The organism is Bacillus sp. CGMCC 1.16607, assembly GCF_042683745.1.
In the GTDB taxonomy this organism is placed as follows: domain Bacteria; phylum Bacillota; class Bacilli; order Bacillales; family Cytobacillaceae; genus Pseudoneobacillus.
In genome coordinates this window covers 375,000-396,437 of record NZ_JBHUJX010000008.1, presented here as the reverse complement: position 1 = coordinate 396,437, position 21,438 = coordinate 375,000, and the positions used below count along the sequence as shown (strand labels likewise).

The following is a 21,438-nucleotide window of genomic DNA, read 5'->3' as shown; positions in this document are numbered from 1 at the left end:
TTGATAGAGGTGAGTGTGTTGAAATTTAACCTTGCATTGATTCAAATGGATATTCACTTTGGTGATCCAAAACTGAATTTCCAAAAGGTTGATACTCTTATCGAGCAAGCTATGAAAAAATCACCTGATATAATCGTTCTTCCTGAGCTTTGGACGACAGGCTATGATTTAACAAATCTTTCAACAATCGCGGATAATGACGCGATTCACACAATTGAATTTCTTAAGTCAGAAGCAAAACAACATGGGGTACATATTATTGGTGGGTCAATTGCAAATAAGCAGGAGGATGGGATATATAACACACTTCTTGTGATCAATCGTGAAGGTGAACTCGTGCACCAATATAGCAAACTTCATCTTTTCCAATTGATGGATGAGCATCTTTACTTGAAGCCAGGTGGAAATCAAGGAATATTTTCACTAGATGATCAAGTATTCGCAGGACAAATTTGCTACGACATTCGCTTCCCTGAATGGATTAGAGCACATGTATTAAAGGGGGCAAAAGCCATCTTTGTCGTTGCAGAATGGCCTGCACCAAGGCTACATCATTGGAAAACGCTTCTTACGGCAAGAGCGATCGAAAACCAATGTTATGTGATTGCATGTAACTGTTCTGGTTCAAATCCAGACAATGTATTTGCAGGGCATTCCCTTATCATCGACCCTTGGGGGGAAATTATTGCGGAAGGCTCACAACAAGAAGAAATCATTTATGGTGAAATCGATATAGAGAATGTAAGGAACGTACGCAACATAATACCCATCTTTCAAGATCGAAAACCAGAACACTATGAAAAGTAATAAAATAGTAGTATAGTTGATAAAGTAAAAAAGACAGTATGGCTAAATCGCCATTCTGTCTTTACTTTACCCGTCTATCTTTGCCCACATTTCAACTGGGTTTAATTCATAAATGCCATTTTCTCGAAACATGTAATGATTGATAATAAATTCACGCCTTATGGTTGCGTAATCGTCGTGAAACTTTAGAATGTATTCATTAATTTCCTTTTCTTCGTATTTCTTCCCTTTTTCAAATCCTTTTAAAATATGTTCAAAAACAATCAATTTTTTCTTCCTTTGAGCAGGAATGCTTTTAAGCTTCCCATCTTTCGAAAAGAAGTTAGCAATGATTTTTTGATGCTCTTCACTTTGCTCATTCATTTTCGATTCCTTCCCTTCTATGAGTTGAATCAAGCTTTGGGCTTGTTGTCTTACAACAGAATGCTTCAAATAAAAATAAATTGTATTTTTCTCTCTTCTTTCATAAACAACATCAATTTCCCTAAGTTTTTTTAAATGGTGGGTTATGGTCGGTGCGGTTAGCCCCAGTTTACCTGCTATCGCTTGTCCATGAAGAGGACCGCTCGATAATAAAGAAAGAATTCGTAATCTTGTCGCATCACCCATTGTTTTATGGAAATCAATTAAGCGATTTAACTGCATCTGACCCTTCCTTTCTTCTTAGATAATCATCTAATTAGATGATAATGAAAATAACATATAAAAGCAAGTTATAAACTAAAAAAGTAATCCCAACTATACGGATTACTTTTTCCAAACGAACTCTCTTTAGTATAAAAGACTTTTATTAACTCTTTTCAGTTTCCATACTAGAGCAATTGATAGGCAAATAGATATGAAAAGTTGTCCCCATTCCTTCTATGCTTTCAACTGTAATTCTTCCTTTATGCTCTTCAATGATTTTATAGCTGACCATTAAGCCAAGACCTGTTCCGCGTTCCTTCGTTGTATAAAATGGCTCTCCTAGTCTTTTCAGTTTTTCCTCTGGAATACCCATTCCTTCATCTTTGATGGAAATGTGAATATAATTTTCGTTTTCCCGTTCCATCTTTATAGTTATTTTTCCCCCTTTTTCCATCACTTCGATAGCATTTTTTAGCATATTGACAAAAACCTTTTTTAATTGATTGGATTCGCAGTAGACTCCTGGTATGAACTCCTCATAGAAAGAATGAAATTGAACATTATACATTGCCGCTTGCGCACTTAGTAATTCTACTGTCTCTTTCATAATTTTTATTAAATCCACACTTGAATATTTTACTACTTGTGGTTTAGCCAGAATGAGAAATTCATTTATGATTGAATCGATCCGATTAAGCTCAGATAGGATAACTTGAAAATACATAGAACGTTCTTCTTTAAATTCCCCTTGTAGAAGCTGGATAAATCCTTTTAAAGCGGTCATTGGATTACGAATTTCATGAGCAATTCCTGCGGCAAGCTCGCCTACTACATTTAAAGTATCTGACTTCCTCAGACGATCCTCCATCTCTAATTTCTCTGTCACATCTTTTAAAACCATAAAATTCACATCGGAAAATAGATGATGTAAAGCACTAAATTCATAATATTCAATGGTATCCTGTTCTAAATTGACCGTAAATGTTCCATTTAGTTTTCCTTCATTAACAAAGTTTTCTAGAACTTTTGCAAGTTCTTGTCTGTTTCTATTTATATCTGGCAAAAGACCAAACAATGATTGACCAATTATTTCTTCTCTCGTTTTTTTAAATATTTTACATGCAGATTCATTAATATCGATAATCTCAGCTTGATCATTCCAAAGGATAAGCCCTTCCAACGAACCTTCAAATATTTTACGAAACTTTTTTTCACTCTCTCTTAATTCGAGTTCCATCCGAAACCGCTCACTCACATCACGGAAAATAGTCATATGGAAATTTTCAACAGAATGTAATCGAGAGGTAAATTCAATTAGCTTTTCTTGACCGTTTGGTAATAAAATAAACAATTGATTGCTTGCGGCACCCGTTTGGAATAATTCTTTGAGAATACCTTTTTGATGTTTGTTCTTTTGATGAATAAACTTACTAAAGGCTGTTCCAATTAATTCTTGATAACTACAGTTAAATATTCTGCAAGCTGCTTGATTCGCATTAATTATTTTTCCATTTGCATCCCAGAAAATAATGCCATCCATTGCCTCGATAAAAAGCTCTTTAAAAAAATAATCATATTTAGTTGAATGATTATTAAAATTCACCTTTTCCGTTATATCCCTAAAGACAGAAATAAGATTTTGAGTATTTTCATCAATCGTTGTAATCACGCTAAAATGTGATATCCCATTAATATGTTGAATGGGCAATACACCTTTTGTATTTCGATTTTGATCAAGTAAAATTTTTATTCTTCGAAGTTTGTAATGTTTATTTTTAGGTACAAAATGTTCCATTGTTTGACCTACTATTTGATCTTTGTTCAGATTAACAAAGTGACAAAATGCTTTATTAACATCAATAATAATTCCTGTATGATTTAAAATGACAATACCATCTAAAACCTTGTCAAAAATATCATATGAAAAAGAATTGGGGCTTTGTGTGGTTAAATTGCTATTATTCATAAGGTCAAAAATCCTCCCCAGCTATCACTGAAAACTGAAAAAATAATATATTCACTAAATTCGATAAATTAGTTAAAATCTCCTTTATAAAAATATGAGAAGCAAAAATTATTCTAAAAAACATAAATCTGTTAGATAAAAAAAAGAACTGCAAATTTCTTCACAGTTCCAATCGGCTATTATTAAGATAGTTTAAATTTTGAAATCATTGAATTTAATTGGTCTGATAATTCTGCAAGTGCTCCCGCGTTTTCAGATATTTCTTCCATTGAATGATTTGTCTGAGTAACTGAGGCGCTTGTTTGTTCGATTCCAGCAGCAGATTCTTCTGAAATGGAGGCAATATTTTCAATCGAAGCATTCATTGAAACTGAACTTTTAGCCACTTGTTCAAGACTATCTGAAATTTCTTTCACTTTATCCGTCATTAACGTGACTGCTTCATAAATTTCCTTAAAGGTTTGCCCAGTTATTTCAATTTGATTTGTTCCTTCTTCCACTTCACTATATCCTGCTTGAAGTGAATGAACAACATTATTAGATTCGGTTTGTATGCCCTGCACAATTTTTGTAATATCTGATACTGAAAATGATACTTGCTCTGCAAGCTTTCGTACTTCATCTGCAACTACCGCAAAGCCACGGCCATGTTCTCCAGCTCTAGCAGCTTCAATGGCTGCATTTAAAGCAAGAAGATTCGTTTGACCAGCGATTTCATGAATTACTTTAACAAGCTTTGAAATTTGTTTCGTTTGATCATCCAAACCTTGAACCTTATCAACAGATGATTTCATAATATGATTAATTTTCACCATTTGTTGCTGTGATTCTCTCATGAGAGTGTTACCTTTTTGGGTCATGACTAATACATCGTTTGATGACTTGCGAATCACTTCCCCGCTCTCAGTAGCTTCATTCACTTTTCTTAAATAGTCATCCATTATTTCGGACAATTCGGATGCATGATTTGCCTGTACTTCCGCTCCACTTGAAAGCTCCTGCATAGTGGATGCTACTTGCTGACTAGAAGCCCTTACTTCAGATGCGGCAACATTTAATTCACCGCTTTTATTATTTACATGATTCGAAACACTTGAGATTTCCTGAATCATCGTGCTCAATTGCTCTTTCATTAAGCTTGTTGCTTTGCTTAATGCTGCAATCTCATCCTTACCTTTATATTCTTGTAATTCAACATGTAAATTACCAGCTGCAATTTCATTCGAAACGGAGACGATATGATTCAATTTTTTTGAGATTAATCGACCAATAATGACAATTGTTATAATACCTAAAACCATTGAAACGATAACTGATATAACTAGGACCATTAATGTTAAAACAAGACTTGCAGTAGCAGAAGTCACCGCATTTTTTTGATCTTTTTGTAAAATTTCTTTTAGAGCATCTAACTTTTGAACATTTTCTTCTATTAAATTATCAACCTTTAATTTTCCTAGGCGATATTCACGCTCATTTAAAAGCTTAACCTCAGGCATGATCACTCCGGTAAAGATGAGATTTAATTGTTCATCATTTTTATTCATATAGATAAACAATGTCTTTTCTTCTTGGGTAGATAAGCCTTTTCGTATTTCTGCTTTTAGAGCTTGTAATTCCTTCGACAATTCTTCGAAATTCTTTAGATGTTTTGGATTAGAATCAATAATATAATTACCGATTGATACTCCTTTTTGGTGGAATATCGCCGCTGCTTCAGAAATTCGTATCGCTTGAACCCCTGTTTTTTCAACTCTAACCATTTTATCTTGTACAGATGATAATAGAATAAAAGTAATGACGGTAGATATGGCAAATAGACCAATGGTAATGAAAAGAGCAATTCCGTATTTTTGACCGAGCTTTAATCGATTCCACAGTTTAGCCGACGATAAGAATTGCATCCATTTTTCGAGACGAACGTTTTTAAAAGATTCAGTCTTTTTTGCTTTTGGCTGTTTATTACTTCGTTTAAAAAATCTTGCCCCTTTCAAACTTTTTCCCCCTTTTTCTGTCTACAAGTTATGTGAATATTCGACATTACTTTTTCTCATTATAAATGATATTGAGAAAATTTTGAAGAAAGAGTTTAGAATTTTGTTAGAAATAAGACTAGTTCATAATTGAACTAGTCTTATTTTTTATTATAAATATTGGTTATCATGTTTAGCTTTTAATCTTTGCCATCTTTTTTCTACTTCTTCTTCAAATTCTATGAGCATTTCTTTATTTTCTTCTTTTAATAAATGTTTTGTTTTCCCCATGTATTTAAGCCATTCTGAAAGAGAAACACGTTTATTTTTCTCTTCTGGATTGTATGTGATTTGTGTAATCCCTTGTTCCACTTCATATAATGGGAAGAAGCAGGAATTGACAGCTTGTTCTAAAATGACCTCTCCATACCGATCCTCTGACTTCCAATTCAGCGGGCAAGTGATTAATATTTTTCCGTAGACAGTTCCAACATTTTGAGCATACCACTGTGCTTTGGCACCTTTTTTAATTAAGTCTTGTGGGAAAGCCTCTGCTCCTGTGAAAACATATGGAATATTGGTTGACGCCATAATTTGAGCAGTATCTTTATGATGAAACGCCTTTCCTTTTTGTTTTTTTCCAACATTGGATGTGCTTGTCATATGACCTAATGGAGTAGAATAAGACATTTGCGAGCCTGTATTCATATAGCCCTCATTATCATATTCAAGCATGATCAGTTTATGATTGCGTAAAGCTGTACCAATTGCAGATCCCATCCCTATATCCATTCCACCGTCTCCGGTGATCATGACAAAGGTAGCGTCCTCCGAAACTTCGATTTCCCCACGGTTCTTTAATTCGAAAAATGCTTCAACTGTTCCTGATAAGGTTGCCGCACCATTTTGGAACAAATTATGAATCATCGTTTGCTTATGTGAACTATGTGGATAAGATGTTGTCGTTACATAGGCACAACCTGTTTGAAATAATACAACAATGTCACCTTCAATACCTTTAAAAAACAGCTCCAATCCTGCAAATATCCCACATCCAGGACAAGCTCCATGCCCAGAAGCAATTCGCTTCGGTTTATTTGTTAATTGACGTAGTGGCGGGATTTTCACCTTCAACTTATTAGTTACTTCGTCCATTTTTACATCAATAAGCCCTGATTTATAGACCTCACCGTGTTGAGGTGTGATGACTGGTTTCAAAATTTGTTCAGGATTGCCTGGGAAATGTCCGTAGTAATCGAATGGTTTTTCTGCATAACCTTTTTCAGCTGCATCAAGCGCCATTTCAAAGAATTTTTCTGCATCATCTGCATAGAAATCCTTCCCACCTAAACCAAACACACGACTCAATACAATTGTTTGATTTTCTTTATCATCTTGAAGAGCTGATTTTACCTCATGAGTTAAATTAGGACCGTTAGCCCCATAGGAATCTGCTCGCTCTCCTATTAATAATGATTTTACATTCTTTAAGGCTTCGCGGATTTCTTTTGCTGGGAACGGACGAATGATATTTGGACTAATAACTCCTACTTTTACTCCCTTTTTACGTAGACGATCGACAACATCCTTTGCAGATTCCGCAGCTGAATTTAATAAAAATACTGCGACTTCTGCATCTTCCATTTTATAAAGGTCAAGGACAGAATATTCGCGTCCTGAAAGCTTCGCATATTCCGCCGCCACCTCTTTATATACTTCACCAGCAGCATAAATAGCTTCTGACTGTTGGAAATGGTTGTTGATTAGGTCATCTCCATTCATATGTGCCCCGATTGTGACTGGTTGTTTCGGATCACGGGCAAAGTTGTAATCCGTCGGACACTCCCCGACAAATTGCTGGACAACCGTACGATCTTTAAAATAATCTACTTTTCTCTTTTGATGTGAAGTAAAGAATCCATCATATGCAACAATAACAGGCAAACGAACTTTAGAATGTTCAGCAATTTTTAATGCCATAATATTCATGTCATATACAGCTTGAGGTGTCCTAGCTGTTAATATCACCCAACCTACATTTAAACCATAGTACAGGTCAGAGTGATCACCTCGAATGTCGAGTGGCCCACTAACTGCACGTGTGACCAAATTCATCACCATCGGAAAACGAGTACCAGCTTGAACAGGTAATTGTTCAATCATATATAGGAAACCATTTGCACTAGTTGCATTAAAGACACGAGCACCTGTAGCAGAAGCCCCGTAACATATACCAGCCGAGCCATGTTCACCATCAGCGGGAATCAATTTAATATCATGTTCACCACGAGCCTTCATTTGATCTAAATATTGAGCAACTTCTGTAGAAGGAGTAATCGGAAAATAACCCATAATATGGTAGTTAATTTGCGCAGCTGCCATGGCAGCCATTTCATTTCCCGATTCAAATGTTGTTATTTGTTCAGCAATGTTCTTTGATCTCACGATTTCCTCTAAAATAGCCATTATGATAGACCTCCTAACACATATGGGAAGTTTTGTTTCACACGATTTTCTTCTGCAAATCCAATCATTTCACGTAGATCAGTCAATGCTGAAGTTGGACATGCCTCCACACATTTTAAGCAGCCTTTGCAATATTGATAGTCAATTCCTTTTAGTAGCATCTGTTTGCGACCCTTTTTGTCTTCTCCTTCTTCCCATACGAAGCAATAATCTGGGCACACAGTGTCACATGCCGCACAATGAATACATTTCTCATGTTCTAACTGGGGCAAAAACCCTTGTCTAGATCCGCTTAAGTCTTTTAGGATGCTATTTGCTTGTGTTGTGATTACGCCGCCAATTTCTTGTGTTAAATACCCTAAAGGTGGTAATGGTCGTTCAAATTTTTTCCCTACTGCATCCTCTGGAACTTCATATGTTTTAAATTGAACTTCGTTATAACCACGATCAAAGGTGCGGATATTAGGTTCTACTAAATGTGGATATTTTTTCTCGAACGTTTTCCGAATCACCTCACGCATTGTCTCTGGCTCCAAAAACTCACAAATTCTGAATAATGCCCCTAACATGGCTGTGTTTACTTTTGTTTTTTCTTCGACGGCGATGCTTAAAGCATCAACAATCGCAACCGTTCCAAACTCAATATGTAAGTCTTTTTTTATTTCATCAAAGTCGCGAGTTGAGTTAACTAAAATAATTCCGTTAGGTCTCATTCCACTCACAACATTAACCATTTTATATAACGCTTCATGGAAAACTCCAATCACATGCGGTTCTTCCACTGGACTATGATCTCGAATTTCTACTTCTGGGTCACAATAGCGCACAAAGCTTTTTACTGGCGATCCTTTTTTCTCAGATCCATAGGATGAAAAGTTCGAGCCATTTAATCCAAGACCTAGTACTCCTGCTTCAGCCAACATTTTTCCAGCTAAATTGGCACCTAAGCCTCCGATTGATTCTAATCGGATTTCAAAAAATCCAAGTTCGTTCTTCTGTGGTAAAATAGACAAAATTCTCCCTCCCAAAATAACATTCCCCAGAGGCTATTGTATAAGTTTCTTGCTTAAAATAATGTGACAAAAGTCATACATAACAAAAAAATTTCTATAACACAGCGATTTCTTCAATCAAAATCGTTACTTACACAAGGATGTAAACGTATTCATTTTTTATGTAACAGACAATAATATGTAATATAACAGATATATTAACTCATTTTTTCACAAGTAAAAAGGACTTGACATGTTTTTCTACTATCTTTTTTGACGACAATAAAGTAAAATAGACTGTTGATTATGTTTGACTAAGGAGTTTAGTTTATGAATATTATTTGTACTACTTTAAACGCAAAATATATACATACAAACATCGCAATCCGTTATTTAAAAACGTATGCACAGCCTGAATACGATGTCCAGCTCACTGAATATACGATTAAAGATCCAGTCATGAATATCGTTTCTGATTTAATTCAGAAGAATCCTGATGTGATTGGATTCAGCTGCTATATATGGAATATTGAAGAAACGATCAAGGTCATAAAAATGATTAAAAAAATCAATCCTTCTATCCATATTATTGTCGGTGGTCCTGAGGTCACTTATGATGTTTATGACTGGATGACGAACGTTCCAGAGTTTGATTTTATTGTCATCGGTGAAGGGGAAGAAACCTTTAAACAATTGCTTGGAGAGCTAAGAGAAAGTAATCAGTTTAATTCTGTTCCAGGAATTGCCTATCGATTGGATGGCATGATTAAAATCAATCCCCAAAGAAATAAATTAGATTTGAAACAATTACCTTCTATTTTCCGATTTGAAGAGGATATTCCACACTTATCAAAAAGAGTCACATATATTGAAACTAGTCGTGGTTGTCCGTTTAGTTGTCAATTTTGTCTTTCTTCGATTGAGGTTGGCGTTCGTTATTTTGATAGGGAAAAAGTGAAGGACGATATTCGCTATTTAATGGCAAATGGGGCTAAAACAATCAAGTTTGTCGACAGAACGTTTAACATTAGTAGAAGTTATGCCATGGAGATGTTCCAATTTTTAATCGATGAACATTTACCAGGGACTGTGTTTCAATTTGAAATAACTGCCGACATTATGAGACCAGAAGTCATCGAATTTTTAAATCAAAATGCTCCAAAAGGACTGTTTCGTTTTGAAATTGGCGTCCAATCGACAAATGATTATACAAATGAATTAGTAATGAGAAAGCAAAATTTTGCAAAGCTCACCCGTACCGTTACTATGGTAAAGGAAGGTGGGAAAATTGATCAGCATCTTGATTTAATTGCTGGACTCCCTGAGGAAGATTATGACTCCTTCAAAAGAACATTTAATGATGTGTTTGAAATGAGACCTGAGGAGCTTCAGTTAGGATTTTTAAAAATGCTTCGTGGAACAGGGGTTAGGCTGCGGGCTGAACAGCACAAATATATTTTCATGGATCATTCCCCGTACGAAATTCTTGGTAATAACGTTCTATCTTTTCAAGATATTATTAGAATTAAACAGGTAGAGGATGTATTAGAAAAATATTGGAATGCCCATCGAATGAATCATACCGTTGAATATTTAGTAACAAAAGTCTTTGATACACCATTTGATTTCTTTCAGGACTTCGGGACATTTTGGGATGAGCAGGGCTGGGCAAGAATTGGTCATCAATTAGAAGATTTGTTTACTCGTTTATATCAATTTTTACAAGCGAAGAGGATTCCTGATCTTGCGATAGTGGAAGGAATTATGAAATATGACTACCTTCTTCATCAAAAATTCAACCCAAGAAAACCGTGGTGGGAGGCAAGATTAGATAAAGTTCAACGATCATCTATTTACAAACAAATTATCGATAACCCTTTACTGCTTGGCGAAGAATTTGCTCACTTACATCTTAATGAAAAAGAATTATATAAGCATACCTTACTTGAAAACATTTCATTTAATTTGCAAAATTATTTACAAAATGGAGAAATTGTTCAAACTGAGGCTATCCTACTCATATTCTTTTCTCCGAACAATGAAGGAGCAAAAATCTTTAGTTTTAATCAATAAAGAATACCCAAGGGAGGCTTCCCTTGGGTTATTTTTTAGGTTTATCATTTTTTATTTTCTGATTCGCAAATGGCAATTCATAAAATTTGGCGCTATTAAAATCTCCAAATTCCACTCCAAATTCGACATTTGCATTTTCCCTTAATTTCTCTTTTTTATTTTTCATTATGATTTTCCTTTTCTTCCTTGTTTTGAGTTACGGTTTGCACCCTTCATCGTGCTTTCTCCTTCACTAAATTCTGCCGAAAATTCAGCTTCTGCAAGATTTTTCTTTGGTGTTTTCGTTTGTTTTTCAACAGCGTCGAATTGTGCTTTTCTTTTCGCCATTTATTAGTCCCTCCATTTCATTCAACATTATTATTTCTATTTATTAATAAATGATACTAAATCTCTCGTACTAAAATTTCCCCACATAAAAAAAGGAATGTTATTTACACTAATATATAAAGGATGTGATTTGGTTTGAAAAAGAAAAAAAAACTTTCTATTGATGAAACTCTTCCACACCAAATAACTGCACCGAGTTTTAAAGGAACGGGAATAAAAATGCAGCCCCCGTTTGAAAATTCACACGGTGTAATCATTGGAGATAGTAATTATTCTTCGGAAAATTCCCCTTTAGAGAACTGGAGCGATGAAACCGATCCAGAAGTAATGGCGGGTGACGAATGGGTGCATCCTACAAACGATATCGGTTGGAATACAACCGAAAACCGCGAACTTTTAGAAAGCAAAAGAAAACCACAAGCGTATCCGTTCATGCACCCTACTAAAGATGTCAGCCTTGGAAAAGATTAAAAAATGAGAAGGCGCTAGACAGCGCCTTCTCATTTTTTAACCTATTATTACTCTTTCCTTCGGATAATGGAAATTGGGTTCCACTCGTTTACCACCGATAATAAATAAGAATGTAAGCATTCCAACTCTTCCAATAAACATAAGTAACATGATAATAATTTTTCCGATGGTAGAAAGATCAGATGTAATCCCTAAAGATAATCCTGTTGTACCAAAGGCAGATGAAACTTCAAATATTAGAGCGAGTAAAGAATGATCCTCCGTAATACATAAAATTAAAAGAGAAGTAAAACAAATAAATAGCGCCATCATTGAGACGACTAGTGATTTAATAATATCCTCTTCATGGAGTTCTCTTTTAAAAATTTTGATTGATCGGTTTCCTCTTGCAAAATGAAAGAAAAACAATAAATTTAAAGCAAATGTTGTTGTTCGAATACCACCACCTGTTGAACTTGGTGAAGCACCAATAAACATTAAGGCAGAAAGAAATAATTGGGTCGGTTCACTAAATTGATTGATATCCATCGTCGTTAAGCCCGCACTTTTCGTTGTTGTTGAATGGAAAAAGGCATAAAAAAACGACTCATACCAAGTTTTATCTTTAAAAAAATGATTAAACTCCAATACTAAAATTCCAATCGTTCCAAAAATTAATAAACCAAAAAAAGTGATCGTTGTCAGTTTTGTGTTTAATGTGAAGTGATTTTTACTTTCATTTTTTCGATTTAATAAATACTCCTTTGTTTCCACTAAAACAGGAAAACCAATTGATCCTAATATAATGAGAATGATTGACACTAATTGAACAAAATAATCATTTGCAAATGGGACTAGAGACTGTCCAGTTATATCAAAGCCAGCATTGGTTGTCGCACTAACGGATGCAAACATCCCATGTAGAAAGGCTTCTTCCCAGCTCGAATAATAGTTCATAAAATAGGTACCTAATATTAGTGCACCGATGATTTCAATTAAAATAATTAGAAAAAGTATCTGTTTTAAAAGGTTTACTAAGCCTGATAAACTCGATTGATTTTGGTCGGTCATAATTAGTTTTCTTTCGCGAAGTCCAATTTTCCGTCCGAGAATGAGCCAAAAAAACGTACCTAACGTCATAACCCCTATTCCACCAAATTGTAGAACGAACATAAGTATATAAATTCCCTTTTCGGTAAAGGTATCCACGATGGAAACAGTAGACAGTCCTGTAACACTTACCGCGCTAACTGCCGTAAATAACGCATCCATAAACGACCATTTCACGTTTGGCTTTAGAGCAATTGGTAAACTTAATAAAATCATACTAATGGTTACCGCCATAAAGTAATAGGCTACGATGATTTGGGCTGGAGATAGTCTTGATACAAGCTTACGCAAAAAACTCTTCATTTTGTATTTCTTTCCTTTCAGATTACTCTTCCATCTATAATAAGAAAAGCGGAAGCGCCTTGATCAGCCCCGATAAAGAAGACTGGTCGATTGGCGAGAGTAGCGAAGCCAGAGACCTAGTCGCACTTATGCAAACAGTTCTTTGGTTTGCCAAGCAAATGCTTCGCCACCCGGAAAGTCGTACATTAACTTTTTGTGTGGCGAACATTTGAGCTCGAGGTCGACAATGGCGCGACGTCCTGTCGCATTGTCGACACTCGTACATCCTGTACTTCGGGGCTAGGTGCTGGAGCTGGACAATTTTCGATGTAGCAAAAAGTTATACATTCTTATATATTAAAGAAAAAACTTCGCTGAATAAAGTAAAAATCGATTTTAATTTAATCTTTTAATGGAAATTACGAAAAATTTACCTCTAATGAAATAATCCCTTGAAAACCAAACTATATTTACAGAGAAAATCCTCCTCTGCTTTACATCCAAAATTAAAGGTGAAAAGGAGCAAAGATAATGGCTAGAAGTAGTAATAAATTACTTGTACCTGGCATTGAACAATATATGGATCAAGTGAAATATGAAATTGCACAGGAATTTGGGGTCAATTTAGGCTCAGATACCGTTTCGCGTGCAAACGGTTCTGTCGGTGGAGAAATTACGAAGCGCCTTGTACAACAAGCACAAGCTCAGCTATCTGGACACAATCATCAATAAAAATTTCATATACATGGCAAAAGTCCGGACAACTTTGTCCGGACTTTAATCATCATCACGCTCTTTTGAATGTTTCTTCTCTTTTTTATTTCCCTTTTCCTTTTTCTGATGATTAGATTTATCTTTTTTATTCTTATCATCGTGATCATCATCTTTATCTTCTTGATCATTTTTGTCTTCAGACTTGACCTTTACTGACTTTTTTTCTTGTTCTTTCCCCTTAGACTTTCCTTGCGACTTAATGTTTTTATCGTTCGATTCCTCTTTTTTTATCTGGCCAGGGGCGGAAGAATTCCCCTTTTCTTGTTTTTTTTCAATGTCTTTTTCTTCCTTTTTTTGATTGTTCGGTTTTACCTTAGTCTGACCTTGGGGCTTACCATTAGGTTTTTGACCTTGATTTTCATTTTTTGAAGTTTTAGGCTGATTCTTTTCTTTATTATTATCTTTATTCAATGGCTTTTTCTCTATTTTATTATTCTCTTCTTTTTTGGTTTTCGATTGTTCCTCTTTTAATTTTCCAGTAGTAACCCCTATTTTATGAGCGGCTTTTCTTTCTTCTTTCGTTCCTTGAATTACGGTAAGGTGAAGGTTATCTTTTTCGATTGTTTCTTCGATTTCTTCTATATTGGCTTCAAGTTTTTTCGTTACATTCTCTTTCTTCTTTTCCTTATATACAGTAGAGATAACTACTTCCTGATGATCCTGAAAAAACCCTTGGTCCTTTATTTCTTTAATGATTTCATTTGTGACAACCGAGACATCTTGATTTTTCCATTTCGATAGCTTAGAAATAATTTGTTCCCCTTCATGATTATAAGCATCTAAATGAATAACCTCTAACTCATCATTAATTGCTAGTTCTATACTCGGGTTCACATCTATAGACATATAGGCATAAACATCATGATCACCATAGATTGGTAGAAATGCTGCAGATGCGATCATGATGGCAAATACAGCAGCTGCTACGGACTTTCTAGATAAAGTATGATACCATGACGTTTTCTTTACCACCTCTTGAATGGGGAAAAAGTCAATTTCTTGACCAATTAAATAATCCTGTTTTTGCTTACGTGCCCTCAAGAACTCGCCTTCTGGGGTTAATAATGTTAAAAAACGTTCATCAACTTCCATTACAATGCCCTTTCTCACGTTTTCAACACCCCTTTTATATAATCTTTCAAATAAACATAATCATGGATTAAAATTAATGATATCGCAATAATGTATTTCCGATTTCGTTCGATTGTTTTTCGACTTACTTGAACAATTTCTTCTAATTGTTTAATCGGAAGCCTTTTTTTATCGATTAAATAGGATTGTAAATTTTCATCTTCGACAAGTAAATTTGCAATAATCATTGCATTCTTTCTCGCATCAGCGTGCTTAGGGGATTGTTCTACTAAATCTTGAAAGGAAAGGTCAAACTCCTTTAAAATTTGTTGGAACTGAATGATTTCTTGTCTTCTTAATTCAGCTTCTACTGTCTTTTGATAGTCATCAATCGATATTTCATTTTCAATAGCTAAGCTAGGGGAATCATCTTCCTGATTTTGCATGCCAAATTCAATGCTTATACTATTGTGCTTTGAGTGTTTACGAATGTAATCTATAACCCGACGTTTAATCATGACTTCCGCAAAACTTAACAAAGAACTCCCTCTTTCGGGAGAATATTTTTGAATCGCTTCGTTAAACGCAATAAGACCAATGCTAAACTCATCATCGGATTCGTGTATATATCTTTTACAAACAGATGATACTGCCTTAGCAATGAATGGCTTATAAGAATCGATGGTTTCATTTAATAATTTTTCATCGCCTTGTTGAATTTTCAACACCGTTTCTTCTAACGATTTTTTTCGCTTTTTTGCCATGAACAATAAACTTAGCATTAGCCTCACCTCTCTTCACCTAAAACATTATAACATACGTCGGTGAGATGAGTTTTTAGGGGGGATGGTGAGAGGAAAAGATAGCCAAATTATTTCAGGGACTATCTTTTCCAGTTATTAGTAATTATTTATTACCCTTTTCTTCTTTCGCTTTACCCTTTTGCTCTTTTAAAGCGCTCTTTGCCTCATGTCTAGCCTCTTTTATTTCTTTTTTCGCATCTTTAAAGACTTTTTTAGCTTCTTCTCTTTTCTCTTTTATTTCCTCTTTTGCTTTTTCTTTCATTTTTTTCACTTCTTGTTTACTTACATTTTCCATTTTCTTTTCTTCTAGCTTTACTTCATTTTCAACTGTAGATTGTGTAGTGGTTTTTACTTCTTCCTTACTTGATTCGACTGAAACCTCATTTTTTGTTTCTGTATTAACTTTTGTTTCTGTTGTAGTTTCGGAAGGGCTAGTTACTTCCTTATCATCTGTAGTATTTTGTAATTCTGCCTCTTTTGCTTCTTTTATTAATCGTGCTTCTACTTTTGCAATTTTTCTTTCTAGCTTGGCATAGCTTTTTTCGATATTTTTTTGTAGAGCCGCTTTTGCTACTGGATTTTGCACTTTTTCCATTGCTGCTGTTAGAGCAATAATATTTTGTGATAATAATTTTTGAACATCATCTACTGCTTCTACATCTTTGTTTTCTGAATCCCCAACGTTTTCTGAAACCACAACTTCTGTCTCTTTTGATTCAGTTGTTACTTCACCAGTCACATTTGAAGGCTCATTATTTTCAGTTTGCTTCTCTACTTCCGTATTCGCTTTTCCCATATCTTCAAGTGCTTTGTGGATTGTCTCTATAGCTAATTTTTCGTCTCCTTTAGCAAACAAGCTTTCAGCTTCTGCTAATCTCTCGGAAGCAAATTTTGCAAATAACTCTGCTTCCTTCACATCGTTAGTCGTTAAGATCAACTTAATTTTTTCGATGGACAATTTAGCAAAGTAGAAAAAATCCCCAGGTACCAATGCTGGCTTTGCTACTTCAGCATCTGTTTTAGTCTCTGTAGTAACTGAATCATTTGTAGAAGTATTATTATTTGAAAGTTCATTATTTAATTCTACTGTTTCATACTTATTATCCTCAGTATTCGTTTCATTTGCGAATGCTAATGAGGACGAAAAGGTAAACGTCCCTGCTAAGACCATTGCTAAAGCTGTTTTTGCCATTTTGTTCATTTCTTTTTGATTGATAAATTTCTTCAATTCCATTCACCTCTAATATTATTTTAAAATGATTTTTGCGATCGCAACTTCACTAAATGATTACGAGAAGCTTTTTTTCGATTTGGGGGTTTAATAAAAAAATAAAACTGTTTTCGAAAATTTTGTTGCTTGTGACTAGTAGAGTGATTGAAAAAGCGGAAGAGACAAAAAAAATGTGAAGGCTTGGAATGGCTTAATTCCAGCTCTTCACATTTTTTATGAATGCACTTTTTCGTTGCGTATAAGGACCATTCGAATCAAAAATCCAACCATTAATCCTAGTGGAAGAAACATCATGGGCAAAAATACAGGGCCGAAAAGAATATTAAAAACTTTCAGTTCAGTTGAGTACATAAGCCCCACGGTGACAAAATAAGCTCCAAACACAAAGGGTAGAAAAGATAACTTCTCCTTATTTGGCATCGCATATCGATAGGCATCCCACATCGCAAACATGTATAAGCATGGATAGAACATGAGCCATTGATAATCGATAACCGCAATCGCCTCGTCGATTTCCCAAAGAAAACTATGCATAATAGCCAAATTAAAATGACTATTTACATTGATGAGGAATTCTAAAAAAATGAATAATGTTCCAGTAAAATACTGCCCCCTTAATATTTGTCCAAATCCAGGTAAAGCTACACTCCATAATATGGCTTCGATCTTGGTCATTTTTCTCATATAATCTCTCACGTCTTAACTAGGATATATTTCACATGATATACTTCCTAGTATTCCATTTTTCCATGTAATTATATCGATAGAAAGGACTGTTTCGATATCCGAAATGAATGTAAATCCCCTAAATATTTGAACTTGTTATAGAAGGTAGAACATCCTTCTTTGAGATTGTAAAACCTGTCAATCCGAATAGAACGGTTAATAATGGTGAAAACAAACAAAAGAAAGTAAACGGAAAATAATCGACCGTTGTCACTCCTAATACATTTGTTAGAAAAATTCCACTCACTCCCCATGGAACAAGCGGATTTATCACTGTACCAGCATCCTCTAGTACACGCGAGAGATTTTTCGATTCAAGTCCAGCTTTTTGAAAAAGTTCATGGAAGGTGTTTCCTGTCAAAAGAATCGATAAATATTGTTCCCCTAATAAGAAATTGATGCCAATTGCCGTAGCAGCTGCAGAACAAATTATTATGGAAGCTTTCCTTAAAAATCTTTGGATTGATGAGAGTAAAGCAGGTAAAATTCCTAGCTTAAATAATAGTCCCCCCATACTTAAGGATAATATGACGAGTGAGACCGAAAATAACATACTTTCCATCCCACCTCTCGTTAGTAAAGTATCGATTTTTTCATTTCCACTATTCGAAACATATCCGAAATAAAGAGTAGATAGTATGTTCTTCGTTCCCAGATGTGTTTGAGTACAAAAGGCAATGATCATCGCTGAAACAATACTTGCAGATAGTGTAATAATAGCAGAAACTTTTTTAAGTGCTAGAAATACTAATATAAGAAACGGGATTAACGCCCAAAGATGTATGAAATCTAACTCCATTAATACAGTATTCATTATTTCTAAAGTGCTGGCATCTATCTGTGCATCCTTAGGAGAAAGTAAAATAAAAAAGATAAAAGTAAAAATGAAGGCTGGCACTGTAGTCCAAGCCATATTTCGAATATGTTCAAACAGATCGACTTTTACAATGGTTGAAGCAAGATTTGTTGTATCAGATAATGGCGACATTTTATCCCCAAAGAATGCCCCAGAAATAATCGCACCTGCCGTTATCGGTAAAGATAATTCCAAACTTTGGCTAATACTAATAAAAATAATCCCAATGGTGGCTGCTGTTGTTAATGAACTTCCAATACTTAACCCAATAATGGCAGTGATGACGAAAACAATCGCAAAATAAAACTGACCAGTAATCATTTCTGATGTAAAATATACAATTGTTGGAATCGTTCCACTAGCAATCCAAGAACTAATAAGCATCCCGATAAAGAAAAAGATCATAATAGCCCCAAGTCCTGATTTTGCCCCTTCCACTATTCCGGCTTCTAACCGTTCTATCGAAACCCCTTTAATCAATCCAAAAATCAATAAAAATATGATTGAAAGAATAATTGGGATATGTGGAACCATCTCCAAACGGATAATTGAAAAACTAATGCCAGATAAAATAAGAATAGTGATGAATACAGCTTCAAATGTTTTTAATTTTAGCATTGAATCCTCTAGTTGCATGTTAAATCCCCCTACATTGTGTTTTAAAAAGAACAAAAGCGCAGGCGCCTTGATCAGCCCCGACAAGCAAATGCCGTCCCAAAGAGGAGGTTTGCTCTTTAACCTCATCTTTGTGGCGCCATTTGACCTCGAGGGGCTAGGCGCTGGAGCTGGACGTGGATTATACAAGTTATGAAGTTATCCACATCCGAGTGTTTTATAGTTTCCTAAAAAACAAAAAAAGCCCTTCATCCGTTAGGGACGAAGAAGCTCCGCGGTACCACCCTAGTTGATGGGTCAATATGACGCACATCCACTTTAAAAAATCGTGTCTGTTTGATACTCAGCTGTATTTCAAATGATTTATGCCTAGATTCTCACCAAACATCTAGTCTCTTTATGCTGCAAAAGATCATTTTACTTCGTCTGAAGACACAGAATATATATTTTCGCGCTTGAACGCTTTTAAGCGATAAAGTAAATATAATCTAGAATAGTTATAGTGTCAATATGAAAAAAACGATCCTCTCTTGTGAGAGGATCGCGTTTGTCAAATATAATTAATCATGTTGGTCCATTGGGTTATAAAGATTAACATTTGTATTCTTTTCGGAGAACCATCTTAAGGCAAATTCATTTTCAAATAAGAAAGCAAATTTATCAAATCGATCCTTTACGAGAATACTTCTAGAGCTTGAAAGATTTTCATCCACTGAATCTCCTTCAACCCAACGTGTAATTTTTGAGCCTAAGCGTTCCATTAACACTTCAGTGTTATATTCATTCTTCATTCGATGTTCAAATACTTCAAATTGTAACTGACCGACTGCTCCTAAATAATAATCGTCGGTTTTGACTGTTTTAAAGAGTTGAATCGCCCCTTCTTGAACGAGCTGCTGAATCCCTTTTTGAAAATGCTTTTGCTTCATAACGTTTTTCGCAGAGACTCGAACGAATATTTCTGGTGTAAACTGCGGAAGACGATCAAATTGAAACTGATCTTTTCCAATCGTTATTGTATCGCCAATTTGGTACGTACCTGGATCGTACAATCCGATGATATCGCCACTTACAGCCTCTTCAACCGTACTTCGGTCATCAGCCATAAATTGAGTAGATTGGGCAAGCTTTATTTGCTTACCAATTCTAGGAATGTTAACTGTCATCCCACGTTCAAATTTACCTGAGCATATTCGTAAAAACGCAATTCGATCCCGGTGAGCAGGGTTCATATTTGCTTGAATTTTAAAAATAAATCCAGAAAAAGAATCTGAAAGAGGATCAATTTCTCCAACAGTTGAGTTTCTTGGTTGTGGTGATGGGGCAAATTTCAAGTATGTTTCTAAAAATGTTTGTACTCCAAAATTGGTCAATGCACTACCAAAAAACACTGGTGTAACTGATCCATCCTTTAAGCGATCCACAGAAAATTCATTTCCCGCTTCATTTAATAGCATGATTTCTTCCAATGTTTGGTCATAAAGACCTGAATTTTTCAAAGGATGATCACCATCAATTTCTCCGTCATTATTTAATGGTAAAAATCTTTGGTCCTCATCGACACGGAATTGTTCAATTCGATTATAGAAGCGATCATAAATTCCTAAAAACTCTTTTCCCATCCCAATCGGCCAGTTCATAGGGTATGATTCAATCCCCATAACCTCTTCTAGTTCTGCTAATAACTCAAGAGGAGCCTTTCCTTGACGATCTAATTTATTTATAAAGGTGAAAATAGGAATTCCACGCATACGGCAAACTTTAAATAATTTTAATGTTTGCTCTTCAATTCCTTTAGCCGAGTCAATGATCATTACAGCACTATCAACCGCTGTTAACGTTCGATACGTATCTTCACTGAAATCTTGATGCCCTGGAGTATCTAAAATGTTTACACGAAAACCATCATAATCAAATTGCATTACACTAGATGTAACCGAAATTCCACGCTGTTTCTCAATTTCCATCCAGTCACTTGTTGCAAATTTCCCCGTTTTCTTTGCTTTAACTGTTCCCGCATCACGAATCGCGCCACCAAATAAAAGCAACTTTTCAGTTAAAGTCGTTTTACCTGCATCGGGGTGGGATATAATTGCAAATGTTCTTCGGGATAATACCTCATCTTGTAACTTTTTTACCATGTAGAAAATCCTTTCTATTCCCAACAAATTTAATACTCATAACTTCAATCTTAGCTTTCTCTTCTTCACTTTGCAATCTACAATTTATCCATCCTCTTTATTTCTCACTATCATCTCAATTGTATATAATAGTACTTATGCGGAGGTG

The 21,438-nt window shown here is 35.1% G+C and carries 18 protein-coding genes; 4 read left to right on the top strand and 14 right to left on the bottom strand.

All coding sequences use genetic code 11. The features are described from left to right. Positions 1 to 18: 18 nt before the first annotated feature. Positions 19 to 807 (top strand): carbon-nitrogen family hydrolase, encoded by a 789-nt coding sequence (locus tag ACFSO7_RS04790; RefSeq protein WP_377875784.1) that lies wholly within the window; start codon positions 19 to 21, stop codon positions 805 to 807. 66 nt (positions 808 to 873) lie between these two features. Here the strand turns inward: ACFSO7_RS04790 and ACFSO7_RS04785 are convergent, their stop codons facing one another. From ACFSO7_RS04785 to ACFSO7_RS04765, 5 genes are all read right to left on the bottom strand, one after another. Beyond that, complete coding sequence (locus tag ACFSO7_RS04785) at positions 874 to 1,452, bottom strand: DUF2087 domain-containing protein (protein WP_377875782.1); 579 nt, start codon at positions 1,450 to 1,452, stop codon at positions 874 to 876. Positions 1,453 to 1,597: 145 nt separating this feature from the next. After that, positions 1,598 to 3,400, bottom strand: a complete 1,803-nt coding sequence (locus ACFSO7_RS04780) for a PAS domain S-box protein (RefSeq protein ID WP_377875780.1) — start codon at positions 3,398 to 3,400, stop codon at positions 1,598 to 1,600. A 182-nt stretch (positions 3,401 to 3,582) separates the two neighbouring features. Then, positions 3,583 to 5,394, bottom strand: a complete 1,812-nt coding sequence (locus ACFSO7_RS04775) for a methyl-accepting chemotaxis protein (RefSeq protein WP_377875778.1) — start codon at positions 5,392 to 5,394, stop codon at positions 3,583 to 3,585. Between the two features lie 150 nt (positions 5,395 to 5,544). Next, a complete protein-coding gene (locus tag ACFSO7_RS04770; protein WP_377875776.1) occupies positions 5,545 to 7,839 on the bottom strand; it encodes a thiamine pyrophosphate-dependent enzyme in 2,295 nt (764 codons plus the stop codon). Then, the gene (locus ACFSO7_RS04765; RefSeq protein WP_377875774.1) at positions 7,839 to 8,852 is read right to left on the bottom strand and encodes a 2-oxoacid:acceptor oxidoreductase family protein; all 1,014 of its coding nucleotides are present in this window, start codon (positions 8,850 to 8,852) and stop codon (positions 7,839 to 7,841) included. The genes ACFSO7_RS04770 and ACFSO7_RS04765 overlap by 1 nt, the downstream gene beginning before the upstream one ends. Before the next feature lie 309 nt (positions 8,853 to 9,161). Here ACFSO7_RS04765 and ACFSO7_RS04760 point away from each other — a divergent pair, with 309 nt between their 5' ends. Further along, positions 9,162 to 10,904, top strand: coding sequence for a B12-binding domain-containing radical SAM protein (locus ACFSO7_RS04760; protein WP_377875772.1), 1,743 nt, complete (start codon positions 9,162 to 9,164; stop codon positions 10,902 to 10,904). Positions 10,905 to 10,932: 28 nt separating this feature from the next. Here the strand turns inward: ACFSO7_RS04760 and ACFSO7_RS04755 are convergent, their stop codons facing one another. After that, positions 10,933 to 11,070 (bottom strand): hypothetical protein, encoded by a 138-nt coding sequence (locus ACFSO7_RS04755; protein WP_377875770.1) that lies wholly within the window; start codon positions 11,068 to 11,070, stop codon positions 10,933 to 10,935. Next, positions 11,070 to 11,231: a hypothetical protein gene (locus ACFSO7_RS04750; protein WP_377875768.1), complete on the bottom strand. Its 162-nt coding sequence runs from the start codon at positions 11,229 to 11,231 to the stop codon at positions 11,070 to 11,072. Before ACFSO7_RS04750 ends, ACFSO7_RS04755 begins: the two co-directional genes overlap by 1 nt. A gap of 135 nt (positions 11,232 to 11,366) precedes the next feature. Between ACFSO7_RS04750 and ACFSO7_RS04745 the strand changes: the two genes are divergently transcribed. Then, positions 11,367 to 11,702 (top strand): DUF3905 domain-containing protein, encoded by a 336-nt coding sequence (locus ACFSO7_RS04745; RefSeq protein ID WP_377875766.1) that lies wholly within the window; start codon positions 11,367 to 11,369, stop codon positions 11,700 to 11,702. A 36-nt stretch (positions 11,703 to 11,738) separates the two neighbouring features. On the opposite strand, the gene ACFSO7_RS04740 is transcribed toward ACFSO7_RS04745, so the two are convergent. After that, positions 11,739 to 13,094, bottom strand: coding sequence for a TrkH family potassium uptake protein (locus tag ACFSO7_RS04740; protein ID WP_377875764.1), 1,356 nt, complete (start codon positions 13,092 to 13,094; stop codon positions 11,739 to 11,741). 510 nt (positions 13,095 to 13,604) lie between these two features. Between ACFSO7_RS04740 and ACFSO7_RS04735 the strand changes: the two genes are divergently transcribed. After that, entirely contained in the window at positions 13,605 to 13,805 is a 201-nt protein-coding gene (locus tag ACFSO7_RS04735) for an alpha/beta-type small acid-soluble spore protein (protein ID WP_377875762.1), read from the top strand. 45 nt (positions 13,806 to 13,850) lie between these two features. Here ACFSO7_RS04735 and ACFSO7_RS04730 read toward each other — a convergent pair whose 3' ends face one another. From ACFSO7_RS04730 to ACFSO7_RS04705, 6 genes are all read right to left on the bottom strand, one after another. Then, positions 13,851 to 14,957: an anti-sigma factor domain-containing protein gene (locus ACFSO7_RS04730; RefSeq protein ID WP_377875761.1), complete on the bottom strand. Its 1,107-nt coding sequence runs from the start codon at positions 14,955 to 14,957 to the stop codon at positions 13,851 to 13,853. Beyond that, positions 14,954 to 15,700 carry an RNA polymerase sigma factor SigI gene (gene sigI, locus ACFSO7_RS04725; protein ID WP_377875760.1) on the bottom strand — a complete coding sequence of 249 codons (747 nt, stop codon included), beginning with the start codon at positions 15,698 to 15,700 and terminating at the stop codon, positions 14,954 to 14,956. Before sigI ends, ACFSO7_RS04730 begins: the two co-directional genes overlap by 4 nt. A gap of 124 nt (positions 15,701 to 15,824) precedes the next feature. Next, positions 15,825 to 16,949: a DUF5667 domain-containing protein gene (locus tag ACFSO7_RS04720; protein WP_377875759.1), complete on the bottom strand. Its 1,125-nt coding sequence runs from the start codon at positions 16,947 to 16,949 to the stop codon at positions 15,825 to 15,827. A 216-nt stretch (positions 16,950 to 17,165) separates the two neighbouring features. After that, positions 17,166 to 17,636 (bottom strand): hypothetical protein, encoded by a 471-nt coding sequence (locus ACFSO7_RS04715; protein WP_377875757.1) that lies wholly within the window; start codon positions 17,634 to 17,636, stop codon positions 17,166 to 17,168. A gap of 121 nt (positions 17,637 to 17,757) precedes the next feature. Further along, entirely contained in the window at positions 17,758 to 19,170 is a 1,413-nt protein-coding gene (nhaC, locus tag ACFSO7_RS04710) for a Na+/H+ antiporter NhaC (RefSeq protein ID WP_377875755.1), read from the bottom strand. Positions 19,171 to 19,709: 539 nt separating this feature from the next. Beyond that, complete coding sequence (locus ACFSO7_RS04705) at positions 19,710 to 21,290, bottom strand: peptide chain release factor 3 (RefSeq protein WP_377875753.1); 1,581 nt, start codon at positions 21,288 to 21,290, stop codon at positions 19,710 to 19,712. Positions 21,291 to 21,438 lie beyond the last annotated feature (148 nt).

Coding starts and splice junctions, on each gene's coding strand:
- ACFSO7_RS04785 (WP_377875782.1), bottom strand. CDS start 1,452: ATGCAGTTAAATCGCTTAATTGATTTCCATAAAACAATGGGTGATGCG.
- ACFSO7_RS04780 (WP_377875780.1), bottom strand. CDS start 3,400: ATGAATAATAGCAATTTAACCACACAAAGCCCCAATTCTTTTTCATAT.
- ACFSO7_RS04770 (WP_377875776.1), bottom strand. CDS start 7,839: ATGGCTATTTTAGAGGAAATCGTGAGATCAAAGAACATTGCTGAACAA.
- ACFSO7_RS04760 (WP_377875772.1), top strand. CDS start 9,162: ATGAATATTATTTGTACTACTTTAAACGCAAAATATATACATACAAAC.
- ACFSO7_RS04755 (WP_377875770.1), bottom strand. CDS start 11,070: ATGAAAAATAAAAAAGAGAAATTAAGGGAAAATGCAAATGTCGAATTT.
- ACFSO7_RS04750 (WP_377875768.1), bottom strand. CDS start 11,231: ATGGCGAAAAGAAAAGCACAATTCGACGCTGTTGAAAAACAAACGAAA.
- ACFSO7_RS04740 (WP_377875764.1), bottom strand. CDS start 13,094: ATGAAGAGTTTTTTGCGTAAGCTTGTATCAAGACTATCTCCAGCCCAA.
- ACFSO7_RS04735 (WP_377875762.1), top strand. CDS start 13,605: ATGGCTAGAAGTAGTAATAAATTACTTGTACCTGGCATTGAACAATAT.
- sigI (WP_377875760.1), bottom strand. CDS start 15,700: ATGCTAAGTTTATTGTTCATGGCAAAAAAGCGAAAAAAATCGTTAGAA.
- ACFSO7_RS04715 (WP_377875757.1), bottom strand. CDS start 17,636: ATGAGAAAAATGACCAAGATCGAAGCCATATTATGGAGTGTAGCTTTA.
- nhaC (WP_377875755.1), bottom strand. CDS start 19,170: ATGCAACTAGAGGATTCAATGCTAAAATTAAAAACATTTGAAGCTGTA.
- ACFSO7_RS04705 (WP_377875753.1), bottom strand. CDS start 21,290: ATGGTAAAAAAGTTACAAGATGAGGTATTATCCCGAAGAACATTTGCA.